Here is an 18,430-nt window from a genome sequence, read left to right on the forward strand (position 1 = left end):
TCATTAGCTTCTGCCTGTCTACGAGTTTGTATACCCTCTTGAAATTCGTTTCGCACACTCGTTTCAACGATCGGGATCTTCTATGCAGACTGACCAGACCAGGCTACTCGCCCTCGCATTGCTTGAGATCAGGACGCTGCTCGCTGATTATTTGGGCGGCGAAGCAGATGCTCCAATGTGCGTTCGTGTTGCGGCACATATGGCCTATGCCCTCCACAATTTGGCAGAGGCTGCATACAGCAACGCTGACTATCAACTCGACCACGCGATCCGGAAGATCGCAGCGATCGATGAAGTCCTTAGTGTTTCGGATGGCGCCGCGTTGCTGAGTAGATTTGAAATCGAGGCCTGATTCTCTCCACATGGCTCTCAATCTGGATGACCGTTCCTGGCCGGAACCTGCCTACCGATGAAAGAACGGCATCAGCAGGAGCCCGCAGGCTCCTGCTGATGCCGTCTCAATATCCAAGGGTTGATCGACCCTGAAGCAAGAACCGACGACCTCGCTGTCAACTCCGCTGGAATCAGCAGGATTCAGCGGATGCCCTGGTTCCTCAGCGCCGTCGGTGTGTAGTCGACGCTGCTGGCCTTGAAGCCGAACTCCACCTGGGACTTCTCCTGGTTGGTCAGGCCCGACACCAGGTAGCGGCCATTGATGAGGTCGTAGAGGGCTTCCACGCCCAGCCAGGGAATCTGCTTGTCGTACAGCGGCGTCATGAAGCTCTCACCCACGCGCCAGAGGGTGCCGCGGCCGTCGTAGTGGTCGGCGAGCACGGCCTGCCAGGTGTCCTCGTCGAGGAACAGCACGCGGCGCGCGTAGATGTGTCGCTCGCCGGCGCGCAGGGTGCCTTCGACCTGCCAGACGCGGTGCTTTTCGTAGCGCACCAGGTCCTGGTTGAGGTGGCCGGGTTTGACCAGGTCGTCATAGCGGTGGGCGGTGGAGTCGAGGGCGAAGCTGTTGTACGGGACATAGATTTCCTTCTTGCCGATCAGCTTCCAGTCGTAGCGGTCCGGCGCGCCGTTGAACATGTCCAGGTTGTCCGCCACGCGCAGGCCATCGGAGGCCGGGTAGGGGCCGTCGTAGGCGATTTGCGGGGCGCGCCGCACACGGCGCTGGCCGGCGTTGTAGACCCAGGCCATGCGCGGCTCGCGGACCTGGTCGAGGGTCTCGTGGACCAGCACCACATCGCCCGCCAGGCGCGCCGGCGCGGTGACCAGCTGCTTGTAGTAGAAGAGGACGTTGTTGTCCTTGTCCGGGCTGTAGTCGGTGAGCTGGTCGCGGTAGCTGAACTGCTGCTGGAAGTAGGTGGGCGTGTAGGTGCCGTTGGCGGTGGGCGTCGCTTGCACGTGCAGGCGCTGGGCGCTGCCGCCGCGGTAGCGGGTGATGTGGTTCCACAGCGCTTCGACGCCGCTCTGCGGAATGGGGAACGGGATCGCCGTCTGGAAGTCCTTCAGGCCGTTGCCGCCTTCGACCAGGCTAGCATGGCGCGCATTCGCGGCCACAGCTTGCAGTACCGCTGCCGGGTAGGTTGCCGAGCGGTGTGCGGGATACACGTTGAGGTGATAGTCGGGGTAGCGCTTGAGCATCGCCTGTTGCCCGGGAGTGAGGTTCGCCACGTACTGCGCCATGTTCTGCGCAGTGATGGTGAACAGCGGTTTGTCGGCCGCGAAGGGGTCGCTCAGGCGGCCATCGGCGCCGCGGCTGCCGACGTTGGCCGGCAGGCCACCGTCCCAGGCGGGAATGCTTCCGTCGGCATTGCCGGCACGCTCCGCACCCAGGGGCGTGAGGGCGTTGCCCAGTTTCGCCGCTTCCGTTTCGGGAACGGCGGCCTGGAGGTTGAAGGGCAGGGCCAGGAACAGCAGTGAAGCGCACGCAAGTTTCTTGTTCATCGGGTTTTCTCCGCTTAGAACGACACGCCAAAGCTCAGGGCAAGGAAGTCCCGGTCGGTATTCACGTTGTACTTACCGCCGAAGAAGTTGGTGTAGGAAAGGCTCATGTTGTAGGTGTTGAGGTAGGTGCCATCGACACCGACGCTGATCGCCCGCGCGCCCTGGTTGAAGCCCGGCTCCGGGGCGTAGCCGTGGACGTCGTGGGACCAGGCCAGGTTGGGTCGCACCGTGGCGCCGTCGATGAGGTCGGCGTATTCCCAGATCGCCCGCGTCTGGTAGCCCCAGGCAGTGCTGGTGACGAAGCCGGAGTCGTTGCAGTACTGCGGCGTGACGCTGTTGCCGGTGCACAGGCTGTTGTCGGGGTACAGCGCGCCCTGGCCGAACACCGGGCTGCGGCCGTAGCGCAGTTCGTCGTCGCCGCCCAGGCCGCCGACGTGGGTGACGCCGATCTCGCCGATCAGGGTCAGGCGGTCGGCGCCCATCACCTGGTCGAAGAAGTGCGTGGCGGTGACCTGCGCCTGGGTCACTTCCTTGCGCCGGTAGCCCTTGAGGACCGCGTCGTTGGCCGGTGCCGGAGCATCGCCGTAGACGGGTGTGAGCGCCGGTATGCCCAGGGTCGAGGTGACCAGGTCGACCGGGTTGATCTGCACCGGCATGTTAGGCCGGTAGCTGATCTCGCCGGCCAGGGTGGTGCCGGTGGGCAGGCTGGTGCTGAAGCTCAGGCCGTAGAGCTGGATGTCCTCGGGGTAGTCGGCGAAGTACTGGGAGCTGCCCAGTCGGTAGGCCTGGGTCAGCTGCTGGCCGGCGCTGCTGCCGATCACGCCGCCGCAGAGGGCGGCGGGAATGCCGAGGTTGCCGCACAGCTGCGGGGCGAAGCCCAGGTCGGCGGCGTGCGGGCCGCTGCGCACGCTGAGGTAGGGCTGGCGGCTGTGGTAGTTGATGAAGTAGCCGGCGAACTCGCTGTCCAGCTCCGGAGCGAACCAGCGCAGGGCGGCGCCCCACTGGCCGTCGTCGCGCGCTTCGCGGTCCTTGCCGCGGGGGATGACGATGCCCTCGTCGGTCAGGTTGATCCCGGCCGGCGCCAGGGCCTGCACCGCCAGCGGGTTCTGGTTGATCACCGGGCCGGCGGCCAGGCCGTTGCAGCCGTCGGCCATCACATCGGTGGTGGAGAAGAAGGTGCCGCAGTTGTCGATTACCGTCTTCTGCCATTGCAACTGGTAGAACGCCTCGGCGGACAGGTGCTCGCTGAAGTTCTGCGAGACGTAGAACATGTTCACCGGAATCAGGCCTTCCTTGATCTCCGAGCCGGGCCGGCGGAAGGCGGCGACGTCGATCGGGTTGATGGCGTTGATGCCGCCCTGGATGAAGGTGCTCTCGCCCCAACTCACCACCTGCTTGCCCAGGCGCACGGTGCCGGGCAGGTCGCCGATGCTGTAGTTGTGATAGAGGAAGGCATCGAGGAACTCGGCGCCCGACGCCTTGGCGCCTTCCTCGCGACCGTGGTCGTCAATGTCCTTGAAGTGCAGGTGCTCGTCCTTGAGCTTGAAGTCGTACCAGTACTTGCCACGGACGAACGCGCCGGAGTCGCCGTACTTGAGCTCCAGGTCGTGGATGCCCTTGAACACCTTGGAGAAGGTGTCGCCCTCGCGGAAGTTGCGCTTGCCGTCGTCCGAGCTGTGGCTGTGCAGCAGCGCGGCGTCGGCGTTGCGCATGGCCCAGCTGGCGCCGACCGACAGGCTGGAGTCGAACTGTCCCTCGATTTCGCCGAGGGAGAAGGTGAAGGCTTGCGCGCCGTTGCCGTAGAGGGCCAGGCCGATGGCGGCGGGAAGCGCGAGCAGGTGCAAGGCGGGTGATCTGCGGTTCATCTGAAACGACCTCTTGTTGTTGTTCTGTCGTCTGCCGGCCCTTTTTCGGGCGCAGCGGCTCCCCGCTGGCCCGCGGTGTGCGGGCCAGTTGATGAAGGTGGTGAGGTGGAGGCGCTAGAGGCTCAGGTCGAGGGCGTCCTCCCCGAGCGTGATCTCGCCCGAATACTCATCGGCCATGCCGCTGACGAACAGGCGTCGGGCGAGGAAATCATCCGGGGCGGGAATCAGGTGGGTGAGCAGCAGGTGGCGCACCCCGGCACGCTGGGCCATGCGCGCCAGCTCCAGGGTGTCGGCGTGGTAGTCGAGCACGCGCACGGCCTGCGCGCCGCGATCCGGCTGCCCGGTGCGTTCGAGCGCGGCGGCGCCTTCGCGGACCAGATGAGCGTTGATCGCCTCGTGCACCACCAGGTCGGCATCGCGCATGGCTTCGAGGTAGCGCTCGCTGACGCGGGTGTCGCCGCTGATGAATAGCTTCTTGCCCTGGTAGCGCAGTACGTAGCCGTAGGCCGGCTCCACCGGATGGTGATCGACACGGTAGGCGTCGATGGTCACCCCGCCCTGGTCATAGACGCGCACCGACTCCTGCCCTTCGGCGATCTCCACCCGGCGCGGCTCGGCGAACGCCAGCTGCTTGTCGGTGGGCGGCAAGGCATGGGCGCTGCGGTAGCCGGCGTCCTGGGCGTAGGCCATGGCCAGACCCTTGACGACCTGCTCGACACCGGGCGGGCCGAAGACCAGGAAGGGTGTCTGCCGGCCGTAGATCCAGCTGTGGTTGATCAGCGCGCCGAGGCCGTTGAAATGGTCGGAATGCCAGTGGGTGATGAACACCTGGTTCAGCGCCTGTGCCGGCACGTGGCTGGTCTCCAGGTTGCGCATGGCGTTCTCGCCGGCATCGAAGAGGAACAGCCGCCCACCGGCGGCCACCAGGGTGCAGGCCTGCCCACGGGGCGCGTTGGCCTGCGGCGTGCCGGTGCCGCAGAGGATGACGCGGATGCCGTTGCCGCCCTGGATCAGGGACTGGTCGGTGTGGTCCTTGACCATCGCATCCAGGGCCGCGTGCTGGATGCGTTCGCAGCCGGGCAGGGCGAGGACGAGCAGCAGGGCAAGGGCTCGGGGCAGTCGGGGTCGCATGGCACTTCCTTCGTTCTATTGTTGTTTCGGGTGCGAGCGTGGCGGTGGTGCGGTCGGGCTCAGCCGTGCCAGTCCACCGCGAAGCTGTAGCGGCCCAGCGCGCGGGCCAGTTCATCGCGTCCGGACCCGGCGCGAACCTGCGCCACCAGCCCGCGACGGGCATCCTGCACCACCTCCACGGCGATGCCGGCGAGGCCCTGGTTGTCCGCTTCCTGGTGGATCACCCGGGCGATCTCGCGTTGCTGCAGCGCAGGCTTGAAGATCTTGCCCACCGGCGTGACCGGCAGGGCGTCGAGAATCTCGATGCGCTTGGGCACCGCGGCGCGTTCGCTGATCCGCAGGTTGGCGAAGTCCAGCAGCGCGGCGCTGTCGACACGCTGGCCGGCAGCGAGCTGCACGTAGGCCACGGGAATCTCCCCAGCGTGGGGATCGGGGCTGCCCACCGCAGCCACCAGGGCCACTGCCGGGTGGGCCTGCAGCGCCTCCTCGATCTGCTTCGGATCGATGTTGTGGCCGCCGCGGATGATCAGTTCCTTCTTGCGCCCGGTGAGCCAGAAGTAGCCCTGGGCGTCCTGCCGGCCGAGGTCGCCGGTGTTCAGCCAGCGCTGCCCGCCGATGTCGATCCACAGGCCCTTGTTGTGGCTGTCGTCGAGGTAGCCGAGGAAGACGTTCGGGCCGTGGATGGCGATCACCCCGACTTCGTCGGCTTCGGCATCGCGCAGGTAGTCGCCGTGGTCGTCGAGGATCACCGCGCGCATGCCCTGGTAGGCCAGGCGCAGGCCGATGGAGCCGATCGGGCGCTCGCCGTCGGGCGGGTTGCTCGAGGACACGCAGGCGCCTTCGGTCAGGCCGTAGCCTTCGAGGATGCGCACGCCGACCACCCGCTCGAACTCGCGGAACAGCTCCACCGGCATCGGCGCGGCGCCGCACAGCGCGTACTGCAGGCTGGTCAGATCGTGGTTGGCGACCGGTTGCTGCAGCAGCGCCGAATAGACGGTCGGCACGCCGGAAAAGAAGTTGATGCCGAAGTGCTGGACCATCGCCCAGAAGGCCGGAATCACCCCCTCGCCGCGATAACCCTGGGGGGTGCCGATGATCACCCGGTCGCCATGGGTCCAGGGCATCAGCCCGGTGACCAGCTGGCCGTTGACGTGGAACAGCGGCAGCCCGCAGAAGATCACCTGGCTGCTCTGGCGCGGCTGCATGTTGGCGGCCATGGCCCAGGCGTTGAAGACTTCCGAACCGTGGCTGCGCTTGGCGATCTTCGGCAGGCCGGTGGTGCCGCCGGTGCAGAAATAGGAAGAGGGCTCCTCCGCGCGGATCACGCGGCCGCTGCTGAGTTGCTTGCCGTTCTCGCGGCGCATCAGCCGGCGCAGGTCGTGGATGTGCAGACGCGGGTGGCGAGTGCGTTCGCGCCGGGCCATCCAGCGCAGCGCGAGGGACGTCACGGGGCCGACGTAGGGCGCCATGCTTACCCAGAGCACATCGCGCACGCCGGGCAGACTGTCGAGCTGGCTGGCCAGCTTGGGCCACAGGTCGCTGCCGGGCGTCGGCGCCAGGGTCACCACCAGCCGCGCATTGGCGGCACGCAGCAGGTCGCCGATCTGTGCGGCTTCCAGCAGCGGGTTGATCGCCAGGACGATGCCTGCGGCCTCGCCGCCCCAGATCACGAAGTGGGTTTCCGGCAGGTTCGGCAGCAGGAAGGCGACCACGTCCTTCGGCCCGATGCCGAGCCGGTGGAAGGCGTTGGCGGCGCGGGTGATGTCGGCGAAAAGCTCGGCGTAGGTCCAGTCGTGGGTACGGCGGAAGTCCTTCGCTTCGAGGAAGAAGCTCAGTGCTGTCGCCTGGCTGTTCTGCACGGCGCAGCGACGCAGAGCCTCATAGGTGCTGGCGGGCAGTTCGCGGCGGGCCAGCGGGATGCTTTCCAGTGCCTGGATGTCCGCCTGGGTCTTCACGGCCATCAGGCTTGCTCCACCACGCGGTTGCGCTGCACGCCCAGGTCGATCACACCGTCGGCGCTGCGGATGCTGGCTTCGACCAGGTCACCGGCCTTGAGGTACTGGCTGCGCCCCGCCTGCGTCTTGAGGAAGGCTTTCCACTTGATGTGCTCGGGCAGCAGCGCCGCGATGCGCTGCTTGGCCGGCGACGGGACGGACAGCGCGCAGCCGGCCGGCGTGCCGGTGGCGATCAGGTCGCCGGCGGCGAAGTCCTGCACCCCGGACAGCTCGCTCAGGGTCTCGGCCGGACCGTGCACCAGGTTGGCGGTGCTGTCGCTCTGGCGCACTTCGCCGTTGACCGTCAGGCGCAACTGCAGCTCCTTCAGGTAGCGCATGTCGCTCTTTTGCAGGAGGCACAGGTACGGGCCGACCGGGCCGAAAGTGCGGAAGCTCTTGCCCTTGTAGAACTGCATCTGTGGAATCTGGATATCGCGCGCCGAGTAGTCGTTGACGATCACCACGCCGGCGATGAACTCGTGCAGGTTGGAGTCGGTCACCGCGACCTTGCCGGTGATCTCGCGGCGCAGCACCAGCCCCAGTTCGATCTCGTAGTCGAGGAAACGCACCTGGCGCGGTTTGATCAGGTCGCTGTCGGCAGCGACGATGCAGCTCTGCGCCTTGGTGAAGATCATGTTGAAGTGCTTGGCGTCCGGGTCCATGCCCGACTCGATCATGTGCTGGCGGTAGTTGGCGCCTTGGCAGACGAACTGCTGGTCGCGGGTGATGGGCGAAAGCAGCTTCACCGTGTCCAGCGGCAGTTCGTCACCGCGCAGCTCAGTCAATTCCTCGACCTGCACCTGACGGATCAGCTCGCCGGTGCTGGCGTAGCGGCCGGGCAGGGGGCTGATGCGGCCCTGGCGCAGCACGCCCCAGCGGGTTTCGTTCTGGTGTTCGAAGCGGACAAGGTGCACGGGCATGGGAGCGACTCCTGGTACTGCGGTGGGCCGCGTCGGGGCGGCGATTGTTGTTGTGCTGGTTGTGATGCTGCGGGGCTAGCCGAACATCCGCGCCAGGGTGATCAGCTTGCGCAGCGTCAGGTCCGGGCTGTGCCGCAGGTTGTGCAGCAGGATGCGCAGCTTCTGCAGGTTCATCGCCGGCTTGGTGAAGCTCTTGGGCATGCGCTGGCCCCACTGCGACATGGCCTCGGGGCTGACGCCATGCAGCCCGGTGGGGCGCTCGGCGGTGAACAGGTCGCCGTCGCAGTAGTGCTCGTGCTTGTCGCCCCAGGGGTCCTGCCAGTAATCGAAGATCTGGCTGCCGAGGATGTGCCGGCCCATGCCCCAGGCGTGCTTCCAGCCGCGCTCGCGCAGCACCCGCTGGCCCATGCCGACGGCGTCGGCATCCACCACTTCATAGGCGCTGTGGCTGTAGGCGGCCATGAAGCCCTGGGCCAGTGCCAGGGTGTGGTGGTCGGCGGGCGTGTCGCCCAGGTCCAGGCGCATGAAGGAGACCGCCGGAGAGCCATCGGGCAGCACCTGCACGTCGCTGGGAATGAAGCCGAAATGCTCGGTGTACCAGGCGCAGGTGGCCTGGTAGTCGGCCACTTCGAGCACCACGTGGCCGAGCTTGATGATGTCCGGCGGGGCCACGGGCGGGCGCTGGGTGGCGTTGATCCGCGGTGCCTCGTCGACCTGGTTCAGCGGCAGGGCCGGGCGGTGCGCCAGCTGGCTGGCCGGCTGCTGGCCGTGGATCGCCTCGACGACGAAGCCGGAAGGGTCGCGCAGACTGACGGATTCGCCGCCACCGGGCGTATTGAGTTTCTCGAGCGGCGAGGCGCCCGGCAGGCGCGCCAGCCGTTGCAGGTCCTCGCGTGTTTCCACCGTCAGGCCGAAGCCGACGAAGCGCGCCTGTGCCGCCCGTTCCACCCGATAGCAGTAGGGTGCCGGGCCGGTGCCGCGCAGGCACAGGCAGTCCGCGTCGCGGCGTGCCAGGGTCAGGCCGAAGTCACCGAGAAAGCGTTCGGCCTGCTCCAGGTCCGGGCGCTCGAAGATCAGGTGGGCCAGCGCGCGGGCCTTGACCGTCGGCTGCGGATGGCGCGCCGGTTGCGGCGTTGCCAGGGAAGTAGAGGAGTGCTGACGGCTCATGCTTGTTGTTCTCCGTGGCTTTCGTCAGGCAAGGCTTCGCCATCGCCCCTGAAAAGGAGCGTTGGCAGGTTCGGGTGGGTCAGTCCGCGGGTGGCAGCACCGGCAGTTCACCGGTGGACAGGCTGCGCGCTTCCTCCGGCGCCACGCCGAGCGCGCGCAGGGTCAGTTCCGCCGAATCGCTGCCGGCCTGGCGCCAGGTCCGGTGGCCCTCCAGGACCAGGAAAATGGAGCTGAGTACGGAGCCGGCGATCATCGATATCGCCGACGGCAGCTGCTCCTGGCGGAAGCTGTAGCGGCCACTGGCGAGCCCGCTGAGCAGGTCGGCGGTGGGCGGACCGAACCACATGCCGCGCAGCGATTCCTCGCTCATCGAGAAGCGGCTGATGAAGGCGCCCCAGTGCGGTTCCTCGTGCGCCCGGCGGATGAAGAAGCGGATGCCGTTGGCCAGGCGCAGGGCCGGGTCCGAGGTCTCGCCGAAGCTCTTCACCACGCGCTGGTGCATCTCCGCCGCCAGGTGGCTGGCCACGTGCTGGAAGAGGTCGTCGATGGACTGCAGGTTGTTGTAGATGGTGCCCCGGGCCACACCGGCCTCCTGCGCGAGGTCGCTGATGTTCACCTGGCTGGCGCCCTTCTCGGCGAACAGGCGCAGGGCGGCCTGGTGGATGCGGCGTTGTACGGGGTTGAGGGTTTCCATGAAGAAATGGCTCCAAGGTCAAGCTTGGAGCGATTGAACACGTGCGTTCAAAATAAGTCAACAGGGTCCATTGGTCGTCATTTTTCCTGCTTTCTCCTCGTTTTCTCCCGTCTTCCGGGCCTTTCCAGCACGGTGGTGGTGCTCCGGAAAGGCTCTGGCCGGCGGCTTTGACTGGGCAAGTCGAATCAGAATTGATCTCCAGTTGACTGAATTGAACACTGGTGTTCAAAATGATTCGGCGATGTCTTCCCCTGGAGCAAGCAATGCAAGAGTCCACAACAACAACGACAACCTGCGACGTGATCATCGTCGGCCTCGGCCCCACCGGGGCGGTGCTGGCCAACCTGCTGGGCCGCTACGGCTGGTCGGTGGTCGGCCTGGAGCGTGACGAGGACCTTTACTACGCCCCGCGTGCCGTGCACTTCGACGACGAGATCATGCGCATCTTCCAGTTCGCCGGCCTGGCCGGCGACATCGGCCGCACCAGCGAGTCGTTCACCGACATGGAGATCATCCTGCGCCCCGGGCGCAAGCCGGTGACCCGCTCGCGCATCGGCAGCCAGGACCGGCGCTACGGCCATCCCGGCGCCTGGTGGTTTCACCAGCCGACCCTGGAGCGGCATTTTCACGACGGCCTCAAGCGCTACCCCAATGTCACCCCGGTGTACGGCTGCCGCGTTACTGGCGTCGAGCAGGATGCCGAAGGCGTGCGTGCCACCGCCGTGCAGCGGGACGGCAGCGAGCGCGTGTTCCAGGGGCGCTACCTGATCGGCTGTGACGGCGGCAAGAGCTTCGTCCGTCGCGAGGCCGGGCTGCGCCTGGAGTCGGCGGACTTCGACGAGGCCTGGGTGGTGGTGGATACCAAGACCCGTTCCGGCGAGAAGGATGCACTGCTGCCAGCCAACCACTCGCAGGTGTGCAACCCGGCACAGCCGGTGACCTACGTACCCATGGCCGGCCCGTACTACGAATGGCAGTTCATGGTCACCGGCGGCAAGTCCGAGCGCGAGGCCACCGATCCCTACCTGGTGCGCCAGCAACTGCGCGACTTCGTCGACCTCGACAAGATCGAGATCACCCGCATCGCCTACTACAAGTTCCACGGCCTCTGGGCCAACGACTGGCGCAACGGCCGGATCATCCTGGCCGGTGACTCGGCGCACCAGATGCCGCCGTTCCTCGGCCAGGGCATGTGTTCGGGTGTGCGCGATGCCAGCAGCCTGTGCTGGCGCCTGGACATGGTGCTGCGCGGCGCCGCGCGGGAGAAACTGTTCGACGACTACGAGGCCGAACGCTCGGCCCATGTGCGCGAAATCATCAACGGCGCGATGTTCCTCGGCAACGTCATCCAGACCCGCCACCGCGGCGTGGCCTTCCTGCGCGACTGGCTGCTGTTCCGCATCGCCGGGATGCTGCCTTTCGCCAACAAGGCCTTCGCCGACAAGGCCAACCGCAAGAAACCGCTGGCTACCGGTTTCTGCGGCTGGGGGCACCGGCTGTCCGGGCACCTGGCCCTGCAGCCGAAAGTGCTGCGCGAGGAGCAGGGCGAGCGCGTGCTGCTCGACGAAGCCTTGGGCCACGGCTTTGCCTTGCTCGCCCGGCGCGGTTGCCTCGATAGCCAGCGCGCGCAATTGGAGCGACTGGCGCAACAGGTGGACCTGCGCGTGCTGGAGTTCGCCGAAGATCCGGCCGGCCCGGTGCTGGGCGACCCCACCGGCGCGCTGCAGGACTGGTTCGACGAAGCCGACATGGACTTCGTGCTGATTCGCCCCGACCGCTACGTCTTCGATGCCGGCCGCGCTGACCAGCTGGGCCGCGTCGCCGAGCGCTTCCTCGCCGGCCTGTCGCTGGTAAGCCAGAGCCATCAACCCCAAGGAGTGGCGGCATGATCGACACCCCCGTTCTCATCAGCGGCGCCGGCCCGGTCGGCCTGACCCTGGCGCTGAACCTCAGCCGCCTGGGCATTCGCTCGGTGCTGCTCAACGACCGCCGGCAGACCACCAGTCACCCCAAGCTGGACGTAGTGAACTGCCGCTCGATGGAAATCTTCCGCCAGCTGGGCCTGGCCGAGCGCATCCGCGCCGCCGGTAACCCGGTCGACGCCAACCAGTACTCGGCGATGGCGGCTTCGGCCAGCGGACCGTTCTATAGCGTGATGTCCGACCGGCACCTGATCTACCAGCCGGTCAGTCAGGCCGAGCAGGCCATCCGCGCCTGCCGCGACGGCAGCCTGCCGCTGGAGTCGATGCAGCGCATCGCGCAGATGCACCTGGAGCCGGTGCTGATGGCCGAGGTGGAAGCCGATCCGAACATCGAGCTGCGCATGGGCTGGCGCCTGTATGGCTTCGAGCAGGGATCCACGGGTGTGGTGGTGATGGCCCATGAAGTGGATAGCGGCGACGCGCAGCAGTTCTTCGCCCAGTACCTGGTCGGCTGCGACGGACCCAACAGCCGCGTGCGCAACTTCCTCAACATCGATTACGACGGCACCCGCGACCTGGTCGGCGAGCTGTTCATCATCCACCTGCGCTCCGACGAGATCGCCGGGCTGTTCCCGAACAACCAGCCGTACTGGCACACCTGGCTGACGCGGCCGGGCTTCGCCGGCCTGCTGGTCTCGCCCGACGCCAGCCGCAACGACTACGTACTGCACCGGCCCTTCGCGCCACGCCCCGGTGAGTCGCTGGAAAGCGTGGTGGACGCCGCCCTCGGCACCCGGCTGCGCTACGAGATCGTCCAGTCCGGGCCGTGGCGCCCGCAGTTCCTGGTGGCCCGTTCATTCGGCCGGCAGCGGGTATTCATTGCCGGCGATGCCACCCACCAGTTCATGCCCACCGGCGGGCTGGGGATGAACACCGGGGTGGCCGAGGCGCACAACCTGGCGTGGAAGCTGGCGGCCTGTCTCGCTGGCTGGGGTGGCCCGCGCCTGCTGGAAAGCTACGAGGCGGAGCGCCTGCCAGTGGCCCGGCGCAACCGCGACCACGTGAAGAAATGCGCGGCGGCAACCTTCGAGGCGCAGATGCGTCGCGACGACGCGCTGCTCGCCCAGGGGGCGGCCGGTGAGGCGGCGCGCGAGGCCGCAGGGCGCGAGTTCGAGCGCAAGGTGTCGCGGCTCTACGAATCGCTGGGCGTGGAGATCGGCTACCGCTACCACGGCTCGCCGGCGATCGAAGCGGACACCGCCAGTGAGCCGGTATACGAGGAGATTCGCTACACGCCCACCACCTGGTCCGGCGCGCGCCTGCCCAGCGCGTTCCGCGAGGACGGCACGGCCCTGTTCGATCAACTGGCCGTTGGCAGCTACACCCTGCTGGCGTTCGACGCCGATGCCGAGGCTTGCGCACCACTGCAGGAGGCGGCGCAGGAGTGCGGCGTCCCGCTGAGCGTGCTGCCGATCCACGAGAAATACCTGGCGACCCTGTACGAACGGCGCTTCGTGCTGGTGCGACCTGACCAGCATGTGTGCTGGCGCGGCGACAGCCTGCCGGTCGATTGCTATTCGCTGTTCAACCGTCTGCGCGGAGCCCGCTGACCATGAGCCTGTTCATCGATTCGCTGAAACTGCGCCTGCTCCTGCTGGCGTCCATCCCCCTGCTGCGCCGGGCCGAACGCCGCTCGGCGCGCCTGCGCGAACTGCTCCACGAAGACTCCTTCGTGCTGCAGATTCGCACCGGTGATGGAGTCGGCGGTTATTACCAACTGCGCGGTGGGGTGCTCAGCCTGCACCGTGGCGAGCACCGCCGTCCGGACTTCATCCAGCACTGGCAACGCAGCGCGGACGCGCTGCGGGTGATGCTCAGTCGCGATGAAACCGACATGCTGCGCGCCGTCGAAGGCGGGCAGTGCCAGTTGCAGGGGCGCTTCGCGGTGGCCCTGTGGTTCAACGAAGCCATGAAGATCGCCCGGGCTGCCTAGCCCCTCACGGATCACACAAGGACAACAAGAATGACGATCCAACAAGGTCGAATCGACGTGCACCACCACATCATCCCGCCGGCCTTCGTCGAGGTCATGGCGAAAAAAGGCCTGGACATGGTCGCTGGTGCGCCGCTGCCGAAATGGTCGCCGCAGAAGTCCATCGAGGTGATGGACCTCAACGGCATCCAGACCGCCATCACCTCGCTGTCGGCGCCGGGCGTACATTTCGGCGGGGGAGTGGAGCAGGCCCGCGAGCTGGCGATGCGCTGCAACGACTTTGCGGCGCAGATGCGTGCCGATCATCCGGGGCGCTTCGGCAACTTTGCCGTGCTGCCCACACCTTTCACCGAGGCCGCCTGCCGCGAGGCCATCCGCGCGCTGGACGAGCTGAAGGCCGACGGGGTGGTGCTGCTGGGTAGCACCGATGGCGTGTTCCTCGGCGATGAGCGTTTCGACGAGCTGATGGCCGAGCTGGACCGCCGGGCGGCCATCGTCTTCGTGCATCCGAACATGCATGAAAGCAGCGAGAAGCTCGGCATCGCCGCGCCGGGTTTCCTCGTCGAGTTCCTCTGCGACACCACCCGCGCGGCAGTGAACCTGATCCTCACCGGCACCCTGGAGAAGTACCCGCGCATCCGCTGGATCCTCGCCCACGGCGGCGGCTTCCTGCCGTACGTGGCCTGGCGCGTGTCGCTGGCCAACGCCCTGCCGCAGTTTCAGGACAAGGCGCCGCAGGGGGTGATGACCTACCTCAAGCGCTTCTACTTCGACACCGCGCTGTCGCCGTCGCGCTACTCCATGGCGGCGCTCAAGGAGCTGGTGGAGCCCTCGCAGATTCTCTTCGGCAGCGACTTTCCCTTCGCGCCGGCGCCGGTCACCACCCTGACCTGCCAGACCCTGGAGCAGAACACCCTGTGGTCGGATGCGCAGCGCTACGGGATCAACCGGGGGCACGCGCTGAGCCTGTTCCCTCAGTACCGGGATGCCCGCGAGCAGGTGGTGGCGGCGCCGATCTACAGTGGCGAGTCGTTCGCCAGCCGGATCAAGCGCAGTCTCACCCGCCCGCTGGGCGCCTACGTCGAGCGGGTGCGCAGCCGTTGAGCCAGGCCGATTGATGAACGGAGAAGCGATCCCATGAGCACCCTGTTCGAACCGTTGCACCTGCCCAACGGGCAGGTGATCCGTAACCGCATCGCCAAGGCGGCGATGGAAGAGAACCTCGCCGACGCCGACCACGCCCCTGGCGATACCTTGCTGCGTCTGTATCAGCGCTGGGCGGAGGGCGGTGCCGGATTGATCATCACCGGCAATGTGATGGTCGACCGCCGCGCGCTGACCGGCCCGGCCGGGGTCGTGCTGGAGGACGACCGCCTGCTGCCGCGCTTCAGGCGCTGGGCCGCGGCCTGTCGCAGTCATGGCGCGCAGGCCTGGATGCAGATCAACCATCCTGGCCGCCAGTTGATGGCCGACCTCGGGCAACCGGCCCTGGGGCCTTCGGCCATCGCCGTGGACATTCCCGGCCTGAAGGGCGTTTTCGCCCAGCCGCGTGCGTTGTCCGGCGCGGAAATCGACGGGCTGATCCAGCGTTACCTGAACGCCGCGCTGCTGGCTGAGAGCGCCGGGTTCACTGGCGTGCAGGTACACGCCGCGCATGGCTACCTGTTCAGCCAGTTCCTCTCTCCGCTGAGCAATCAGCGCAAGGACGACTGGGGCGGTAGCCTGGAGAACCGCGCGCGCATCCTGTTGCGCACGGTGGAGGCGATCCGCGAGCGGGTGGCTCCGGAATTCTGCGTGGCGGTGAAGCTCAACTCCGCCGACTTCCAGCGCGGCGGCTTCGAGGCGCGCGACGCCGAGGCCGTGGTGCGTCTGCTCAACGAGCGCGGCGTGGACCTGGTCGAGCTGTCCGGTGGCAGCTACGAAAGCCCGGCGATGCAGGGGCAGACTCGCGACGGCAGCACACTGGCGCGGGAGGCCTACTTCCTCGAGTTCGCCGAGCGTATCGCCGCGACGGCACGCATGCCGCTGATGGTCACCGGTGGCATTCGCCGGCGCGAGGTCGCCGAACGCGCCCTGCAGGGGCCGGTGGCGATGGTCGGCATGGCCACGGCCCTGGCGGTCGATCCGACGCTGCCACGGCGCTGGCAGGCCGGCGAGGGCGCACAGGTCGAACCGATAGTCGTGGCGTGGAAGAACAAGGCCTTCGCCGCCGTGGCGACCCAGTCGGTGGTGAAGAAGCAGCTGACGCTGCTCAGCCAGGGCCGCCCGACCAATCCGCGCACCTCGCCACTGCTGGCGCTGATCGGCAACCAGCTGAAGCTACGCAAGTTGTCGCGCCGCTATCGGCGCTGGGTCGCGCAGGCCTGAGGAGCGTTCAGTCGCCCTTCGGCAAGGGCAGGGCGGCTAACTTCGCCGCCCTGGCGGGTGTGGCGCCGAGGGCGCGCAGGACCATCTCGCCGAGCAGGATGTCCTGGCCCTCCGGCGCCCGGCCCTCGATGCTGGCGCGGATGGCGCCGGTGGCGCAGGCAATCACCAGGTCCAGGGCGACATCTTCGTTCGCGTAGTTGAAGACCCCTTCGGCCAGCCCGCCGCGCAGGTCGTCGCGAACATGCTTGGCCAGCGTCGAATGCATGGCCTGGTCATAGTGGATCACCCGCAGTAGCGCGCTGGCCCATTGCGGGTCGGACTGAGCGTGCAGGACGAACATGCGTACGCCGATGGCCAGTCGCCGGGCGCCGCTGGAAATGCCGGCGCTGAGCTGGGTGATGGTCTCGGAGAAGTCGCTGGCCAGCGAGATGCCCACGGCCTCGGCCAGCTCCTCCCGCGTCTTGAAGTAGTTGTAGATGGTGCCGGTGGAGACCTGCGCCTCGGCGGCCAGGTCCTGGAACACCGTGGCCGCGATGTCCTGCCGGGCGAAAACCCGCAGCGCCGCATCGAGCAGGCCCTGGCGGGTGCGGGCGCGCTTCTTGTGGCCGCGGGTGAGCGGTTCGCTGTCGTCTTCGCGGGGCTGGTGGTCGGTCATGGCGGTCATTCGTCGGCGGGGCTGCGGCGATGATACGGGATGCCCATGGCCGACCGGTACCCGCTCATGCCCGCAGCAGCGCCTGGCAATGGCGCAGCAGGTCGGCGGCCTGCTCGGGCCGGCACTGGTGCATGATGATGCGGTCCGGGCGCACAACGGCCAGCGCCGGATCGGGCCAGGGCGCGAGCAATGAGCCGTCGAGGGTTTCGGCGAGGTCCGCGCGGCTGTCGTCGCGGGCATGGCCGATCTGCAGGAAGCTGCCGCCCAGTTCCAGCCATTGCTGCTGTTGTGCAGCGTCGAGCCAGTGGCGCGGGTCGGTGCCCAGGCCGATCAGTTGCAGGTGATCGCCCAGCAGTTGGTCGCTCAGGCAGATGCGCCCGGCGTTGCGTATCCAGGCCTGGGGGAACAGCCCGCCGCTGACCAGCCGCGCACGCCGCGGGCTGCGCACGAACAGGCCGTGGCGGAAGCGGTGCCTGGGTTTGATGTCCAGTTCCTCGAAGTGCCGCCGCGCCGCCGGTATCAGTCGCAGTGTCTTCATCAGGCCGTGGATCAGGGCGGCGGCCAGGGCATTGCCGGGCATGACCAGGCGACCCATGAGCTTGGCCAGGTCGATCATCTCCCGCGCGTGGGGCTGGCGCTCCTGATCGTAGCTGTCGAGTATCCGCGGCGAGGCGCGTTCCTGGAGTACCCAGGAGAGCTTCCAGGCGAGGTTGGCGACGTCGCGCAAACCGGCCACCAGTCCCTGGCCGACGAAGGGCGGGGTGATGTGCGCGGCGTCGCCGACGAGGAACACCCGGCCCTGCTGGAAGCGCTCGCAGCAGCGGGCGTGGAAGCGATAGACCGCCTGGCGTTCGATCGTCAGGTGCTGCGGCTCGATCCAGGGCGCCAGCAGGCTGCGGATGCGCTCCTGGTCTTCCATTTCGTCGCGGGTTTCGCCGGGGCGGAGCATGAATTCCCAGCGCTCGCGACCGCCGGGGGCGGGCATGTGCGGTGTCGGCCGGCGGTGGTCGCAGAGGAATTCGACGTGGTCGATGGCCTTTCCCTGACGTGAGCCGGCATCGACGATCAACCAGTCCTCGGAATAGCTCTGGCCGTTGAATTCCTGGCCGATCAACCCGCGTACCCGCGAGCTCGCGCCGTCCGCGCCGACCAGATAGCGGCAACGTACGTGGTGCTGCACGCCGGCTTCATCGAGCAGGGTGGCGCTGATACCGCTGCCGTCCTGGGTGAACTCCTGCAGTTCCAGGCCTCCCCGGCAGCGCAGGTTCTCGTAGTGCCGGGCCTGTCGGCGCATCGCCTGTTCGAGGTCCGGTTGGTAGAAGGTCACCAGCTTGTGGTGGCCGTCGATACGGCCGCTGGTGTTGGCCTGGCCAAACTGGCCGACGATGGGGCAGTGCATCTTCACCTGGGGGATGACCACGGTTTCGAACGCGTCTTCCTCCAGCCCGGCGAGCTGGAGAATGCGCAGCGCTTCGTTGTCCAGGGCGATGGCGCGCGGCATGGGCAGGATGTCGTGGGCCTTGTCGATCACCAGGGCGTCCACGCCATAGCGGCCCAGCAGGGCAGCCAGCGTCGCACCGACCGGGCCATTGCCGATCACCAGGACGTCGACCGATTCGGGGAGGAACTCATTGTTGTTATGCATTGGGAGATCCGCAGCCAGAAAGTGGGCCCGGACTCTGCTGATCCGGGTGCAGCGGAATCTAACAAAAATGACGTAATCGTCAATATTGGGTTTTTAGTCAGAAATACTTCTGGCCTGATCGGAGCCCTGGACAGGCAATGTTGCTGGAGGGGCGCAGAGGAGGAGGGCGTTGTCCCGGGCAGCGGAA

15 protein-coding genes are annotated in these 18,430 nt (G+C 67.2%); 6 read left to right on the top strand and 9 right to left on the bottom strand.

Features of this window, described 5'->3' with window-relative positions; translation table 11 throughout:
• Positions 1-82 precede the first annotated feature (82 nt).
• Positions 83-352 carry a hypothetical protein gene (locus ABKS89_RS12650; RefSeq protein ID WP_348589286.1) on the top strand — a complete coding sequence of 90 codons (270 nt, stop codon included), beginning with the start codon at positions 83-85 and terminating at the stop codon, positions 350-352.
• Positions 353-534: 182 nt separating this feature from the next.
• On the opposite strand, the gene ABKS89_RS12655 is transcribed toward ABKS89_RS12650, so the two are convergent.
• The 7 genes from ABKS89_RS12655 to ABKS89_RS12685 all read right to left on the bottom strand — a co-directional run bounded on the left by ABKS89_RS12655 (position 535) and on the right by ABKS89_RS12685 (position 9,661).
• Positions 535-1,890 carry a DUF1329 domain-containing protein gene (locus ABKS89_RS12655; RefSeq protein ID WP_348589285.1) on the bottom strand — a complete coding sequence of 452 codons (1,356 nt, stop codon included), beginning with the start codon at positions 1,888-1,890 and terminating at the stop codon, positions 535-537.
• Positions 1,891-1,904: 14 nt separating this feature from the next.
• Positions 1,905-3,755, bottom strand: a complete 1,851-nt coding sequence (locus ABKS89_RS12660; protein WP_348589284.1) for a DUF1302 domain-containing protein — start codon at positions 3,753-3,755, stop codon at positions 1,905-1,907.
• 114 nt (positions 3,756-3,869) lie between these two features.
• Positions 3,870-4,886 (bottom strand): MBL fold metallo-hydrolase, encoded by a 1,017-nt coding sequence (locus tag ABKS89_RS12665; protein WP_348589283.1) that lies wholly within the window; start codon positions 4,884-4,886, stop codon positions 3,870-3,872.
• Between the two features lie 59 nt (positions 4,887-4,945).
• A complete protein-coding gene (locus tag ABKS89_RS12670; RefSeq protein ID WP_348589282.1) occupies positions 4,946-6,847 on the bottom strand; it encodes an acyl-CoA synthetase in 1,902 nt (633 codons plus the stop codon).
• Positions 6,847-7,800 carry a fumarylacetoacetate hydrolase family protein gene (locus ABKS89_RS12675; RefSeq protein WP_348589281.1) on the bottom strand — a complete coding sequence of 318 codons (954 nt, stop codon included), beginning with the start codon at positions 7,798-7,800 and terminating at the stop codon, positions 6,847-6,849. Before ABKS89_RS12675 ends, ABKS89_RS12670 begins: the two co-directional genes overlap by 1 nt.
• 75 nt (positions 7,801-7,875) lie before the next feature.
• A complete protein-coding gene (locus tag ABKS89_RS12680; protein ID WP_348589280.1) occupies positions 7,876-8,967 on the bottom strand; it encodes a VOC family protein in 1,092 nt (363 codons plus the stop codon).
• Positions 8,968-9,046: 79 nt separating this feature from the next.
• Positions 9,047-9,661 (bottom strand): TetR/AcrR family transcriptional regulator, encoded by a 615-nt coding sequence (locus ABKS89_RS12685; RefSeq protein WP_348589279.1) that lies wholly within the window; start codon positions 9,659-9,661, stop codon positions 9,047-9,049.
• A 263-nt stretch (positions 9,662-9,924) separates the two neighbouring features.
• Between ABKS89_RS12685 and ABKS89_RS12690 the strand changes: the two genes are divergently transcribed.
• The 5 genes from ABKS89_RS12690 to ABKS89_RS12710 are packed head-to-tail and all read left to right on the top strand — an operon-like array spanning position 9,925 to position 15,943.
• Positions 9,925-11,550, top strand: coding sequence for a bifunctional 3-(3-hydroxy-phenyl)propionate/3-hydroxycinnamic acid hydroxylase (locus ABKS89_RS12690; RefSeq protein WP_348589278.1), 1,626 nt, complete (start codon positions 9,925-9,927; stop codon positions 11,548-11,550).
• A complete protein-coding gene (locus tag ABKS89_RS12695; RefSeq protein WP_348589277.1) occupies positions 11,547-13,193 on the top strand; it encodes an FAD-dependent monooxygenase in 1,647 nt (548 codons plus the stop codon). The genes ABKS89_RS12690 and ABKS89_RS12695 overlap by 4 nt, the downstream gene beginning before the upstream one ends.
• Positions 13,194-13,195: 2 nt before the next feature.
• Positions 13,196-13,576, top strand: a complete 381-nt coding sequence (locus ABKS89_RS12700; RefSeq protein WP_192295144.1) for a hypothetical protein — start codon at positions 13,196-13,198, stop codon at positions 13,574-13,576.
• A gap of 30 nt (positions 13,577-13,606) precedes the next feature.
• Positions 13,607-14,680 (top strand): amidohydrolase family protein, encoded by a 1,074-nt coding sequence (locus ABKS89_RS12705; protein ID WP_138216611.1) that lies wholly within the window; start codon positions 13,607-13,609, stop codon positions 14,678-14,680.
• Positions 14,681-14,713: 33 nt separating this feature from the next.
• Positions 14,714-15,943 carry an NADH:flavin oxidoreductase/NADH oxidase family protein gene (locus ABKS89_RS12710; protein WP_348589276.1) on the top strand — a complete coding sequence of 410 codons (1,230 nt, stop codon included), beginning with the start codon at positions 14,714-14,716 and terminating at the stop codon, positions 15,941-15,943.
• A gap of 7 nt (positions 15,944-15,950) precedes the next feature.
• Here ABKS89_RS12710 and ABKS89_RS12715 read toward each other — a convergent pair whose 3' ends face one another.
• Positions 15,951-16,598, bottom strand: coding sequence for a TetR/AcrR family transcriptional regulator (locus tag ABKS89_RS12715; RefSeq protein ID WP_348589275.1), 648 nt, complete (start codon positions 16,596-16,598; stop codon positions 15,951-15,953).
• A 64-nt stretch (positions 16,599-16,662) separates the two neighbouring features.
• Entirely contained in the window at positions 16,663-18,243 is a 1,581-nt protein-coding gene (locus tag ABKS89_RS12720; RefSeq protein WP_348589274.1) for a bifunctional 3-(3-hydroxy-phenyl)propionate/3-hydroxycinnamic acid hydroxylase, read from the bottom strand.
• Between the last annotated feature and the right edge of the window lie 187 nt (positions 18,244-18,430).

The sequence above is a fragment of the Pseudomonas sp. LABIM340 genome (assembly GCF_040017195.2).
Taxonomy (GTDB): Bacteria; Pseudomonadota; Gammaproteobacteria; order Pseudomonadales; family Pseudomonadaceae; genus Pseudomonas.